General features: G+C 41.5%; 14 protein-coding genes. 7 read left to right on the forward strand and 7 right to left on the reverse strand.

Annotated elements, in window-relative coordinates; all coding sequences use genetic code 11:
* The first annotated feature begins 52 nt into the window (after window positions 1–52).
* On the forward strand, window positions 53–643 hold the full coding sequence (gene rdgB / locus H6G14_RS25680) for an RdgB/HAM1 family non-canonical purine NTP pyrophosphatase (RefSeq protein ID WP_190570865.1): 591 nt from the start codon (window positions 53–55) through the stop codon (window positions 641–643).
* Between the two features lie 103 nt (window positions 644–746).
* Here rdgB and H6G14_RS25685 read toward each other — a convergent pair whose 3' ends face one another.
* Together H6G14_RS25685 and H6G14_RS25690 are read right to left on the reverse strand one after the other, a co-directional pair.
* The gene (locus H6G14_RS25685; RefSeq protein WP_190570867.1) at window positions 747–1,121 is read right to left on the reverse strand and encodes a DUF4870 domain-containing protein; all 375 of its coding nucleotides are present in this window, start codon (window positions 1,119–1,121) and stop codon (window positions 747–749) included.
* Between the two features lie 216 nt (window positions 1,122–1,337).
* Entirely contained in the window at window positions 1,338–2,183 is an 846-nt protein-coding gene (locus H6G14_RS25690; protein WP_199326289.1) for a PEP-CTERM sorting domain-containing protein, read from the reverse strand.
* A gap of 570 nt (window positions 2,184–2,753) precedes the next feature.
* On the opposite strand from H6G14_RS25690, the gene H6G14_RS25695 reads away from it, so the two are divergent.
* The gene (locus H6G14_RS25695; RefSeq protein ID WP_010999211.1) at window positions 2,754–3,014 is read left to right on the forward strand and encodes a hypothetical protein; all 261 of its coding nucleotides are present in this window, start codon (window positions 2,754–2,756) and stop codon (window positions 3,012–3,014) included.
* A gap of 76 nt (window positions 3,015–3,090) precedes the next feature.
* Here the strand turns inward: H6G14_RS25695 and H6G14_RS25700 are convergent, their stop codons facing one another.
* Window positions 3,091–3,738: a shikimate kinase gene (locus H6G14_RS25700; protein WP_242053581.1), complete on the reverse strand. Its 648-nt coding sequence runs from the start codon at window positions 3,736–3,738 to the stop codon at window positions 3,091–3,093.
* Window positions 3,739–6,357: an ATP-dependent chaperone ClpB gene (gene clpB / locus H6G14_RS25705; RefSeq protein WP_011319119.1), complete on the reverse strand. Its 2,619-nt coding sequence runs from the start codon at window positions 6,355–6,357 to the stop codon at window positions 3,739–3,741.
* A gap of 561 nt (window positions 6,358–6,918) precedes the next feature.
* On the opposite strand from clpB, the gene H6G14_RS25710 reads away from it, so the two are divergent.
* Window positions 6,919–7,545: a Uma2 family endonuclease gene (locus tag H6G14_RS25710; protein ID WP_190570869.1), complete on the forward strand. Its 627-nt coding sequence runs from the start codon at window positions 6,919–6,921 to the stop codon at window positions 7,543–7,545.
* Between the two features lie 38 nt (window positions 7,546–7,583).
* Here H6G14_RS25710 and H6G14_RS25715 read toward each other — a convergent pair whose 3' ends face one another.
* Window positions 7,584–7,895: an element excision factor XisI family protein gene (locus H6G14_RS25715; RefSeq protein WP_190570871.1), complete on the reverse strand. Its 312-nt coding sequence runs from the start codon at window positions 7,893–7,895 to the stop codon at window positions 7,584–7,586.
* Window positions 7,880–8,299, reverse strand: a complete 420-nt coding sequence (locus tag H6G14_RS25720) for a XisH family protein (protein WP_190570873.1) — start codon at window positions 8,297–8,299, stop codon at window positions 7,880–7,882. Before H6G14_RS25720 ends, H6G14_RS25715 begins: the two co-directional genes overlap by 16 nt.
* Before the next feature lie 429 nt (window positions 8,300–8,728).
* On the opposite strand from H6G14_RS25720, the gene H6G14_RS25725 reads away from it, so the two are divergent.
* From H6G14_RS25725 to H6G14_RS25740, 4 genes are all read left to right on the forward strand, one after another.
* Window positions 8,729–9,025 (forward strand): TIGR02450 family Trp-rich protein, encoded by a 297-nt coding sequence (locus H6G14_RS25725; RefSeq protein WP_190570874.1) that lies wholly within the window; start codon window positions 8,729–8,731, stop codon window positions 9,023–9,025.
* A gap of 593 nt (window positions 9,026–9,618) precedes the next feature.
* Window positions 9,619–10,485 carry a ferredoxin:protochlorophyllide reductase (ATP-dependent) iron-sulfur ATP-binding protein gene (gene bchL, locus H6G14_RS25730; protein WP_010999204.1) on the forward strand — a complete coding sequence of 289 codons (867 nt, stop codon included), beginning with the start codon at window positions 9,619–9,621 and terminating at the stop codon, window positions 10,483–10,485.
* A gap of 29 nt (window positions 10,486–10,514) precedes the next feature.
* Window positions 10,515–11,273: a DUF5331 domain-containing protein gene (locus H6G14_RS25735; protein WP_190570876.1), complete on the forward strand. Its 759-nt coding sequence runs from the start codon at window positions 10,515–10,517 to the stop codon at window positions 11,271–11,273.
* Between the two features lie 149 nt (window positions 11,274–11,422).
* Window positions 11,423–12,826: a ferredoxin:protochlorophyllide reductase (ATP-dependent) subunit N gene (locus H6G14_RS25740; RefSeq protein ID WP_190570878.1), complete on the forward strand. Its 1,404-nt coding sequence runs from the start codon at window positions 11,423–11,425 to the stop codon at window positions 12,824–12,826.
* 68 nt (window positions 12,827–12,894) lie between these two features.
* Here the strand turns inward: H6G14_RS25740 and H6G14_RS25745 are convergent, their stop codons facing one another.
* A complete protein-coding gene (locus tag H6G14_RS25745; RefSeq protein WP_190570880.1) occupies window positions 12,895–13,227 on the reverse strand; it encodes a hypothetical protein in 333 nt (110 codons plus the stop codon).
* Window positions 13,228–13,451 lie beyond the last annotated feature (224 nt).

Genomic DNA, 13,451 nt, shown 5'->3' on the forward strand with positions numbered 1-13,451 from the left:
GAAAGCTGTTTCGACTGTTGACTGTTGACCGTTAACTGTTGACTGTTGACTAATGACTAGACTCCTCGTAGTAGCTACAAGTAATGCGGGTAAGTTGCGGGAAATGCAGGCTTACCTCGCCAACACCGATTGGGAATTAACACTAAAGCCGGCAGAATTAGACGTTGAAGAGACAGGTGATACCTTTGCGGCCAATGCTTGTCTTAAAGCCTCCGAGGTTGCTAAAGCCACAGGAAACTGGGCGATCGCAGATGACTCTGGTTTACAAGTAGATGCCCTCAATGGTGTTCCTGGTGTGTATTCTGCCCGTTATGGTAAAACCGATTCAGAAAGAATCTCTCGGTTACTGAAGGAATTAGGTAGTGAAGTTAACCGACAAGCACAGTTTGTCTGTGTAGTAGCGATCGCCTCTCCTGATGGAGCGATCGCCCTGCAAGCAGAAGGTATTTGTCGTGGTGAAATTCTTCATGCACCCCGTGGTAACGGTGGTTTCGGATATGATCCAGTTTTTTATGTCCCCGAAAAGCAATTAACCTTTGCGGAGATGACACCAGAATTGAAGAAATCAGTCAGCCATCGTGGTAAAGCTTTTGCGGCTTTACTTCCTCAAATGGCAACAGTGCTAAGTTCAAGTTCTGAATAAAAATAGACTTACCATAGTTGGAATGGCAAACCTAAAATAGTCGAATAGAGAATGTTTGTAGTGACTTATAAATCTAACACCCAACTTTAAACTTGCTGCACCATTAAAACACTCTAAAAATAAATGGATAGCGGAACGGTACATCAGACTGGCTTAGACAATGTATGATTGCCCAAATTGTCAATCCCCAATGGATAGCAAAACCTAAAGCTACTATAGGAAAGAACAAAATCCCGCCAATACCAAAGGTAAGCCAAGATAGAACTCCTAATGGAACTCCAATGACAGTAGCCCAGAACCAAACATTAAAGTGAAAGTTGATCGATTCCTTGGCGTTGCTTTTAACTACTGGATCGTCAGATATTAAATTAATAACAATTGGCACGCCAACCGAAAAGATTGCTGTACTAAAGAAAATCGCCCCATGACACAGAGATGATAGCAATTTGCGTTTATCAGAATCGTATGTTGCTTGCATCCTGGTGGCTCCTCAATTACTTCTTAGCTTTAATTTTAACTGTTACTTTACAGGTTACATATTAGAGCTTACCGTAATTAGCAATTATGGCAAATCCGTCTTGATATAGATTGAATGTGGCTACTAATCACCAAATAGAGACTATGAGGTTTACCGAACTTCCACATTCAAAAAATAAAGGGTAGGAACTGTCCTACCCTAAAAATGAACTCATAATTAAACGTTGTTTTGCTTACGTTTCAAAACAGAACTGACTCCAAATGTACCAAATGCCAACAGACCTAAGATTGAGGTAGGTTCAGGAACGCTTTGAGTCACAGCAATAGTATATGTAATGTCACCAATACCAATACCGTGAGCCTGGGGATTACTAATGCTTATATCATCACCATCCGTAAAGACTAACTCGAAGCGGTCGATCGCGCTAGCAAACTTCACCAACACATTACCGTTATTTCCGTTATTCGCATTAGAATCAAATCTAACACCATCAATAGTGTAAGCATCAACTATTTGAATGGTATTGTTTTGAGCTAATTGTGGGGTAAAAATAGGGTTAACTACCTGATTACCGGAAAAACCTTTCAAAATTATTCTGTCTTGCCAGGTATTATTGCTACTAATGTCAACGTCATATAGCGTGAAGGAAACATCGTTCAAGGGACTGCTAAAGCCTCGGAAACTAGTGTTCATCGTTACCGAGTTCGCTCCTTGACCTAAACCGATTGCTTGTGCATCCATCTGTATATGCAAACTTTTATTGTCTGCTCCTTCGCTACCATTAAGAGTACTACTGATGACAGGAGTGGTTCCAGAACCGCCAAAACTAGCAAAGCTCGTTTTATTACCCAGAACAAAACTTAGGTCAACACTACCTTGACCTGCGCTATAGGTGCGAACTTGACCTGATGTTGGTGCAGTCCATCCTGTTGCTAACTGATCCCAATCTATTAAGGTCTGTGTGTTCCCGGTAATATTTGCCTTAGCTGTTGTAGGTACTAAAACTGTTCCGGCTATAGCTAGAACACACCCAAATTTAGATAGAAAAGACTTGTACATCATGATATTTGTTGATGGCTATCTCAGGTTGTTTGAAGTTACGAACGCAGCAAAAAACAGTCATCAGCGATCTCTTAGACTGAGGAATAGATCAAAACTGGAGTTAGACAAAATTTTTGACAGATAGAAATATCTCACTGCCTAACCTTTTTAGATTTCCTAGTTAGTTGCGAGTGGTTTTATCATGTCATAGTCGATAACTAAATGACTAGTACTTTTTTGTATCTTATTATTCTATCTTTGGGCTAAGTGATAGTACTGAGAAAAATCTAGAGATCGTTTCGCCAAAAAAATCTATCTTATTAAACTTTTGTAGTAATTTTATTTAGCCTCAGCCAATATAAATAAAGTTTTTACGGATAAAAATTATAAAATCATGATAAAAACGACAGTATGTTATCCCCTGATTTGTCCAATCATTTTGATTGACTATTATCTATAAATTGCAGCTTAAAAATTTTATTGCCATTTTGATGAATTAATAGTCAGTATACTGCTATGTCAATTAACATCAGAGTATGTTCAATAGGTGACTAGCCTGCATAGAGAAAGTTTAAAGCAAGGTAGTAAATTATGGGTCGGATAAATCCCTATACGCTGCAAATGCAGATTACTCGGATGTTTGAGCAAGGTCAATCTTTCTTTGCGACTACGAAAGTACATGAGTGGTTGAAAGAAAGGAATCATAATCCCTTAGACTATGACATTATCTTTCACCAAAAACCTGCTCCTCCTGGTTCCAAGGAGGTAATAGCTGTAGAAATTGAATTGCGTCGTAAAGATGGGCAGCCTGTAGATCCTTGGTTACAAGAGCAAGCAAATCTCCATGCTTGAGATGATGAGAAAGGCGATCGCCTAACTGATGCGATCGCTTCTCACCAAAAACTATAAATTTATCGTCCTCAATGTACTAGTAGGAACTAGTTTTAATTAAACTCAAAATTTCGTCGCCTGTTTGTTCAGGCGTTTTACCTTTCGTATAAACTACGATTTTTGCTAGGTTTAGATTTGAGGAATGTTTAACGAAGTATTCATGCACATCCACACCATTTTCCTGGAACTCGCCCATCCTTTCCTTAATAATCTGAACTGACTCATCTAAATCAGGAGAAGGAAGCACCAACACAACATTCGGGTAAGTTTCCAGCACCTTCTGCACACGATAAAATAACGCAGCATCGTCATAAACTGAATGACCAGCACCAAAGTCAATCACACAATTGCTGTGTTCAGCAAGTAACATTTCCACTGCATAAGCCTCAAATGGCTTCCAGTATTGATAGATTGCTAAAAATCCCTTTTCGGCTCTCAACTTCTTTGCAAAAGCCTCATCATAACCAATCCGCTTGTAATAGCCATAGCGTAATTCATCCATTGAAATCTGAGGCAAATTGAGCTTTTCTGCCAAGAGTGTACCCAATGTGCTTTTTCCTGTTCCAATGGGGCCAATCAAGATAATATCTTGTTTCATCAAGGTAGGGATATTGGCTTGATAGTAACTTACAAAAAAACGCAAAGACGCGCCTTTGCGCCTTTGCGCCAACCAATCTGGATTCAATTAACTGCTAAACACCTCAACAGGTAAGCGGCTGAAAGACAACCTTTCATTCTGCACATCGACAAAAATTGTGTCCCCATCGTTAAATTCGCCGCGTAAAATCGCCTTAGCAATTTGCGTTTCTAACTCGCGTTGAATCGCCCGCTTCAGTGGACGCGCCCCAAATACTGGGTCATATCCAACTTCCGCCAAAAAGTCTAGTGCAGCATCGGAGAGTCGCAGAGATATTTTGCGATCGCCTAATCTTGCTTTTAACCTTTCCACTTGTAACTGGACAATTTGCCGCAATTCTTTCTTATCTAAACCGTGGAAGATAATTACCTCATCAATCCGGTTGAGGAACTCAGGACGGAAACTATTTCGCATCGCCTCCATCACCCGATGGCGCATTTCATCGTAGCGTGAGTTGTCCCCAGCTATATCGAGAATATACTGGGAACCGATGTTGCTGGTCATGATAATAATCGTGTTTTTAAAATCCACGGTATGACCTTGGGCATCAGTAACGCGACCATCATCAAGGATTTGCAAGAAAATATTAAATACGTCGGGGTGGGCTTTCTCGATTTCGTCGAAGAGAATCACGGCGTAAGGACGGCGACGGATGGCCTCTGTGAGTTGTCCCCCTTCTTCGTAACCTACATACCCTGGAGGCGCACCAATTAAGCGAGAAACGGCATGTTTCTCCATATATTCCGACATATCAATCCGCACCATTGCTTCTTCGGTGTCGAACATATATGACGCTAACGCCTTCGCCAGTTCAGTTTTACCTACACCTGTCGGCCCCAGGAACACAAAACTAGCAATGGGACGATTAGGATCAGCCAAACCAGCACGCGATCGCTGAATGGCATCGGCTACGGCTGTGACGGCTTCATCTTGTCCAATTACCCGGTGATGGAGTTCATCTTCTAAGTGCAGTAGTTTTTCTTTCTCCGATTCCACTAATTTGCTGATGGGGATTCCTGTCCACTTAGAAATGATTTCCGCAATGTCAGCTTCGGTTACTTCCTCTCGCAACAGGGATTTACCTGTACCTTGGGTTTGTGACAATTCCCGTTCTGTTGCTTCCAGTCTCCGGTGCAAGTCGGTTAACTTTCCATACTTCAATTCGGCGGCGCGGTTGAGGTCGTAGTCTCTTTCTGCTTGCTGAATTTCTAAGTTAACTTTGTCAATCTCTTCCTTCACAGACTGAAGTTTATTAATGACATCTTTTTCCGATTGCCATTGAGTATTGAGGGTTCTTTGTTCTTCCTTGAGATCCGCCAATTCTTTTTCTAGTCTTTCCAGGCGTTCGCGGGAAGCTGCATCACTTTCTTTTTGCAGAGATAGCTTTTCCATCTCTAATTGCAGAATCTTCCGGTCGATTTCGTCAAGTTCTTCTGGCTTAGAAGTAATCTCCATTTTCAGTCTAGCGGCGGCTTCGTCTACCAAGTCAATGGCTTTATCTGGGAGGAAGCGATCGCTAATATAACGACTGGATAATGTAGCCGCAGCAACTAAGGAACTATCAGAAATTTTTACCCCGTGGTGGACTTCATACCTTTCCTTCAACCCACGCAAAATAGAAATGGTATCTTCTACACTGGGCTGGTCTACATAAACCTGTTGGAAGCGTCTTTCTAGCGCCGCATCTTTTTCGATATATTTGCGGTACTCATCCAAGGTTGTCGCCCCAATACAGCGCAATTCACCCCGCGCCAACATGGGTTTTAACAAGTTACCGGCATCCATCGCCCCTTGAGTTGCACCCGCACCGACAACAGTATGAATTTCATCAATAAATAAAACTATATTGCCGCCGGATTCGGTGACTTCTTTTAATACTGCTTTCAGACGTTCTTCAAATTCTCCTCGGAATTTCGCCCCAGCAATCATCGCCCCCATATCTAAGGATATTAGCTTGCGGTCTTTGAGGGATTGGGGTACATCACCAGCAACAATACGCTGTGCCAAACCTTCAGCGATCGCTGTTTTACCTACACCCGGTTCACCAATCAACACAGGGTTATTTTTGGTGCGGCGAGACAGAATTTGGATGGTACGCCGAATCTCATCATCCCGCCCAATGACTGGATCAAGTTGACCTTTCCGGGCTGCTTCTGTGAGGTCACGCCCGTATTTTTCCAGTGATTGGTATTTGCCTTCTGGATTTTGGTCAGTCACTGTTTGGCTCCCACGAACTTGTTTAATGATATTTTTGAGCTTGCCTTCGTCTAAAGCGAATTCTTGGAATAAACCTTTGCCGAAGCGATCGTCTTTAGGGTAAGCCAGTAATAAATGTTCAATAGAAATATATTCGTCTTTAAAATCTTTACGATGTGCTTCTGCCCGGTCTAACAGTGTATCCAAACTCCGCCCCAGGTAGACTGAAGTGCTGTTACCTGAGACTTTCGGTTGGCGCTGGATGTATTGTTCAGTGCGATCGCCAATTTTTTGTAAATTCACACCTGCTTTGGTCAAAATCCCACTGGCCAAACCATCTTGTTCCAGTAGCGCCTTCATCAGGTGTTCGCTTTCTATCTGCTGCTGTTGATGCTGTTTAGCAATCTCAGGAGTGTGGGCGATCGCTTCCCAGGCTTTTTCTGTAAATTGGTTGGGATTAGTTGGTTGCATAGGCTGATTGAGGGACGACCAAATTTAAATGCTCAAATGCAGATAGAACAATTTGTTCTCATATCGTCATTTTACGGAGAGTTGCACCATCAACGGGATCGGTCTTCACGTCTTACTAGAGTAGTATTACTTCCCTATTTGCTCATCCCTCTTGCAGCAGTCAGTAACTAGATGCAGTTAATTGACTAAAAATTCCTCTAAATAAGTACAGGACTTACGCACAGAGGTTATTTGCTCAGAAGGGGTGTAAGGGTATGAGGGTGTAGGGGTGTAAGGGTTTTGAACACCTACACACGCCAGTTTGCTCAAGTCGGGAGACCCGCCCACGCAACTGGCTCCCCTGCACCCCTATACCCTCGCCCAAACCCTTGATTCTTCGTATCACTGCGTAAGTCCTAAAGTAGATAGGCGCATAACACGACAAACATCTCTGGCGCAACTTCTGGACAGCCTGATAAATCAATGTCCTCATCTTGATCAAGTCGTTGCCAATCAGTAGAGTTACTCGAAGTAGACCTAGATTAGAGATAATATTTCCAAAGCAGCAATTCTTTATCAGCTATGACTCAAGCCATACCCAAGCTAGTAACTTTTGAGGAATTTGTCGATCGCCTACCTGAAAATTCCGGGATACGTTACGAACTACATAATGGAAGTATTGTTGAAATGGCACAACCTGTAGGAGACCACGAAGAAGTAAAGGGTTTTATAGCAAAAAAAGTAACAGTAGAGTTTGCTCGATTAGACCTTCCTCTTATTATCTCCAACCAAGTTATAGTTAGACCCCTGGAAAAAGATTCTGGCTATTTTCCCGATGTGTTGGTGCTAAATCAGACAAATCTAATAAATGAACCGTTATGGAAAAAAGCATCTACCATTAGTTTGGGCGCATCAATCCCCTTGGTAATTGAGGTTGTATCAACCAACTGGCGGGACGATTACTATTTAAAATATGCTGACTATGAAGAGATGGGTATCCCTGAATACTGGATTGTCGATTATGCGGCTTTAGGTGGACGTAATTTTATCGGTAATCCTAAACAACCAACAATCTCAGTCTGTAATTTAGTTGATGGGGAATATCAAATCAGTAAGTTTCGAGATAATGATGTTATTGTCTCCCAAGCTTTTCCTGAATTAAATCTCACCCCCAACCGAATTTTTCAAGCTGGTTTGGCTAATTCGTAGTTCGTCTCCTTAAAACGTAAATATCTCTGACAAGCTTCTCAAGATAGGATTGCAGCTTCCAAATGGATCACAATATCCTCTTTTCTGACACCTCTAGCGATAAGTACCTGGGTTAAGCTCTCTTCAAAGTTATCTTCTTCAACGATAATTTGATGCTTTACCAAACGAGCATGGAACAGAATGCTATCAATCCAACGCTGTTTATCCCAACCTGTAGCTATAACCAGAAAATGACCTGAATCGGTATCACAAACAGAGTAAAGTTTAAGTGCTTGTAAGCGGGGTTGGTTGATAGTTGCTTCTTGTACAGTTTTCTTCAGAATCTCTGCATAATTCAATGTTTGATCCATTGAAGAATAACCTCCTGCCTTAGTTCATAGACTAATAAGTTAATTTTATTACGCTTGACAACCAACTGAAAAATCGGTTTTTGAAAATGCTTAATATATATCTCTTGGCTCACGGCTAAGTATAATTGACGCTCTGGCTCCTGTTCTGCCAATGCCCATTGATAAAGCTGAAGCTGTCCCATTGTTTTTTCGAGTTCACTGATAACGGATACAGCATCAAAATCTTTAACTTCAACGGCAATTTTATACCCTTCTTTTTCTGCTGTGAAAAATTTCTCGGCTCCCAAATCAGCCTTCAAAAGGGTTTGCTCCAATACCAAAATCAAAGGATCATCTGTAATCGTCCAGCCATCTTTTTCGAGAGTGCGGCGCACAGAAAAATGTAAATCGTCTCGTCTAGACATTAATTCCCTTTGAAAGTTTCATGTCGCTAGTCTTATAACTAAGCCCAATAGATTGTGTATTAGCTGTGCTTTTTTGTTAAATTAATAGTCCCGCAATTAAGGTGAATCTCTAGCTGTACCGAACGTCTAATAGTTAATGTACGGAAAATTTTCGTCTAATTTGTCTTTTATACTGATGTGATAATTTTGAATTATCTTACTGTTTTGTCTTGCAAATGAATATACTTCTTTGGTTTGAGAATCTCAGTAAATTCAAAACTTCTGCGATCGCTCTTTGATCGATACTGTCTCACGGTATAATCAATGGGGTTCAAGCCCAATCCCTTGTGGGTGGCTGGCTTTAATTTTGAATTTTGTAGCTTTAGCTTCCCGTAGGGTATTTTGAATTGGAGCGTTCGCGTAGCGTCTCGTAGAGAAGCGACTAGACCAATGACTAAAAAGCCAAAATTTCCTTATCTAGTTGGTTCCAAGTGGACAGCAACGAAAAAAGTAGACGGTTGGCGGCACTTCCAAGTAGTTAACCGCAAAAATCAAGGTAAATGGGTTTATGCCGAGATGGTAGCGGCTTGCGACCCAAATGTCCGTTTTTGGATGAACGCCAAGCTATTACAAGACGGGTTCCAATGGCAAGCCGGCTGGCAATCCTTACAGGAAATCGAGGCTGTGGAGTCTAAGTTATTCCCCACTCTAGAATCAGAAACTCCTTTAGATGCCAGTCAAGCCTAGCTTCATCAGCAAAATTAATATTTTTTTACAAAATCATTTTATTTAGCTAATATCCTCTCGATGATTGTGGTTCAGGCACAACCAGAGGGTGAACAATTTTGCATTGATCCCTGCCTATGTTAACCAACTCAGCGCTAGATTCAGCTATTCTGACTCATCCACCGTTAAACCCTCTTAAATCAAGGCATCAGGGGCTATTAGCTATGCTAGGTAGTTAGGCGATCGCCTCCAGATAGCTCAAATCCAGTTTTCAATAGCTTTCATATTCGCCCAAATATACAAAAACTATTGAATCAAAACAAATCCAGTTTTTTTGTTTATTGTTACTATTTTTATTTTTTAAGTTTAAAAAATATTATATTTAATGATATGTAAACAAAATATTGCTTTTTAAAGACTTTAAAACCTAAAAAATAATTATTTAGCCTCTTAGAGTTTAATTACTCTATTTTAAATATTTACCACCCCTTTCTTTTCTCTGTAGTTTCGTCAATAATCAAACTCACATACCTCACACATCGCCAACTGAGGCTAGGTGAAGGAAAATGTTTTAGCCACAAGTTTGATAAAAAAACGATAAGAGGCAAACTACAGTGAAACTAGCAGTCTACGGAAAAGGTGGGATAGGCAAATCCACAACTAGCTGTAATATATCCGTCGCCCTAGCTAAACGCGGCAAGAAAGTGCTGCAAATCGGGTGCGATCCTAAACACGACAGCACCTTCACCCTGACTGGTTTTTTGATTCCGACTATTATTGATACGCTCCAAGAAAAAGACTATCACTACGAAGATGTTTGGCCAGAAGATGTCATCTACAAAGGCTATGGTGGTGTAGACTGTGTGGAAGCTGGTGGCCCCCCTGCTGGTGCAGGATGTGGTGGATATGTTGTAGGGGAAACCGTAAAACTACTGAAAGAACTCAACGCCTTTGATGAATATGATGTCATCTTGTTTGATGTGTTGGGTGACGTGGTTTGTGGCGGTTTTGCTGCACCACTCAACTATGCTGATTACTGCATGATTGTCACCGATAATGGTTTCGATGCTTTATTTGCAGCTAATCGGATTGCGGCTTCAGTCAGGGAGAAAGCAAGAACTCACCCACTACGTCTAGCCGGATTGATTGGCAACCGTACTTCCAAGCGTGACTTGATTGAAAAGTATGTTGAAGCTGTGCCAATGCCAGTGTTGGAAGTACTGCCATTAATCGAAGATATTCGCGTTTCCCGCGTTAAGGGTAAGACTTTATTTGAAATGGCAGAGTCAGACCCCTCTCTCAACTACGTTTGTGACTACTACCTCAGCATCGCCGATCAGATTTTGGCACGTCCTGAAGGTGTTGTACCCAACGATGCCCCCGATCGCGAATTATTTTCTTTATTATCAGATTTTTATTTAAATCCGGGTAAACCACAGGTTCCTAATCCTGAAGAGGAACTAGACTTGATGATTGTATAAATCATCTGAATTTTCAGGATGGGGTCAATATGGCATTCTTTAATAGCTTTACGGATTCAATTAAACAGAAGTGGTTGCAATTTTTCCAAGCCAATCGTGACTGGATTAAACTCCACATGGAAGTGGATTCAGTCTATACACCAGATGGTGGTAAGCGACCACCTTCTTACCTCATCCTGGGAGTGGTGAACGCGCTGGAGCCAAAACTAGCCCAGTTAATGTTTCCCTTTTCCAAATTGAATCCCGATGCCGATACCTTAATTGAGGTGCTGGAATTGAATTTTGACCCGGACATTGTTCTGGGTAACTATTCCAGTTCCGAAGCTGAGGTAGAAAAACATCACTATGAGCCAACGGCCGAAATCGAAGACCGAACAGAAGCGGATTCCTTTACAACCTCCGAAACAAACGGCTTTAGCTTAGATTCTGAGCATCAAACTCTGATTATTGATGGTTCGATTTCCAGCCTCAATGACCTTGATGATATTTCTTTGACCAATGGAACTCAATTAAAAGACGAGTTCCGGCACACAAGCGCCCAGGAAACAGAAGATTTTGGTGACGTTAATTTCGATATCGCCACTGCATCAGCAGAAAAACTAGAAGAGCAAATTCTCAATGAGTTGAACACACCAGATGAGAATGCCTTCAGTGATGTGTTGTCAGATGTTTGGGGTGATGAAACATCTCTACACAAGAGCGAAGATAATAACGATTTTTTGGGTGAAGAATTACCGGCTGGCGTTTTTGATGAATCGGAGATTGCCCGCCTCTTCCCCAACACATAATTACTAGGAATTGGTAGTTGGTGCTATGTGCCAAAAAGAGGGAATAGGGAACAGGGAATAGGCAGTAGGGAAATAATCTCCACTTTCTACTCCCCAATCACCACTCCCCCCAATACCTGCCGTTAAATAACAAAGGGGAGAAAAGCAAAATGACCATCGCTCAAGAACCAACAGCTTTAAACTTTGAGTGTGAAACCGGCAATTACCACACCTTCTGTCCCATCAGCTGCGTGGCATGGTTATACCAAAAAATTGAAGATAGCTTCTTTTTGGTAATTGGAACCAAGACTTGCGGGTATTTCCTGCAAAATGCGATGGGGGTGATGATTTTCGCGGAACCCCGCTATGCAATGGCAGAGTTGGAAGAAGGGGATATTTCAGCACAGTTAAATGATTATGCGGAATTGAAAAGATTGTGCGAACAAATTAAGCGCGATCGCAATCCCAGCGTCATTGTGTGGATTGGCACTTGCACCACCGAAATCATCAAAATGGACTTGGAAGGACTAGCACCAAAGCTAGAAGGCGAAATTGGTATTCCCATTGTCGTCGCCCGTGCTAACGGTCTAGATTACGCCTTCACCCAAGGAGAAGATACCGTTCTCGCTGCAATGGCTCATCGTTGTCCTGATAAAGCCCCCGTAGCAGAAGCAGAGAAAAACGAACGTAATGCGGTTCAAAAACTGTTAAATTTCGGTAAGAAAAAAGAATTAGTCGCTCAAGAAGAATCGGAGTACGTAGATCATCCACCCTTGGTTCTCTTTGGTTCTCTTCCTGATCCCGTTGTTACCCAGTTAACCTTAGAACTTAAAAAACAAGGTATTAAAGTTTCCGGTTGGCTACCCGCCAAGCGCTTTACAGAATTACCAGTATTGGAAGAAGGCTATTATGTTGCTGGTGTCAACCCCTTCCTCAGCCGTACAGCCACAACCTTAATGCGTCGCCGCAAATGCAAACTCATCGGCGCACCCTTCCCAATAGGCCCCGATGGAACTCGCGCTTGGATTGAGAAAATTTGCTCTGTGTTTGGCATTACACCAAAAGGGTTGGATGAACGCGAAGCACAAATTTGGGCTGGCTTGGAAGACTACGTAAAATTAATTCGCGGCAAGTCGGTATTTTTCATGGGTGACAACTTGTTAGAAGTCTCATTAGCACGGTTCTTAGTACGTTGCGGAATGACTGTTCAGGAAGTTGGGATTCCCTACATGGATAAGCGCTATCAAGCTGCTGAATTGGCAATGTTAGAAAAAGCTTGTCAAGAAATGGGCGTACCCTTACCAAAAATGGTGGAAAAGCCAGATAACTATAACCAAGTACAACGAATTTATGATTTGAAGCCAGATTTAGTCATTACCGGTATGGCTCATGCTAACCCACTGGAAGCAAGAGGTATTAATACTAAGTGGTCTGTAGAGTTCACCTTTGCTCAAATTCACGGCTTTACCAATGCGCGGGATATTTTAGAATTGGTAACTCGTCCCCTACGCCGTAATAATAATTTGAAAGATTTAGGTTGGGATAAGTTGGTGAGAGAAGAAGCAAAGATTTAGATTTGGATTTTTAAAAACCAAGAGAATGATTGAAGGCGAACCTTCGGGTTCGCTTTTTTATTGATATATCAATCAGATAATTGGATTATATTTTCAATATTATCGAGTCGCTGGCTGACATCAGAGAATCCTTTATCTAATTTATGGTTAACATTGCTAAATCCCTTAGCTGAGACGGCTATATTTGCTCCTGACGTTAGCAAGGTTGTACCAGAAATAATCAAGTTAAGCACATTGTTTGATGATTGATTTGCTGTTGGTGTTATTGGTCTTAAAATCCCCAGGATGTTTTTTGTTATATCACCTCTAACTATGTTTCCAAATAGTACATACGCTCCCTTTGATAACCCTTTAGCTATATGCGGTGCGAGTGAAAATGTAACTTGAACTGGTAAACTCATAATATTCTCCTCATTGCTAAGCTTCAGGCAATTATTAACCACCTTACTTATATGAGGTAGGTAGCTATATTTTAGTTTGTATTCCCAAATTTGGTTTGTATTTATCTAAATTAGGACTTACGCATTGACAAAAAATTTCATTCATGTGTACTAAGCAACACAAGTATGGGTAAGATTTTCTACAATGTAATCACGCAAAACTAAAGTGAATAAGTTCCTTTGCA

The organism is Nostoc parmelioides FACHB-3921 (assembly GCF_014696625.1).
Classification (GTDB): domain Bacteria; phylum Cyanobacteriota; class Cyanobacteriia; order Cyanobacteriales; family Nostocaceae; genus Trichormus; species Trichormus parmelioides.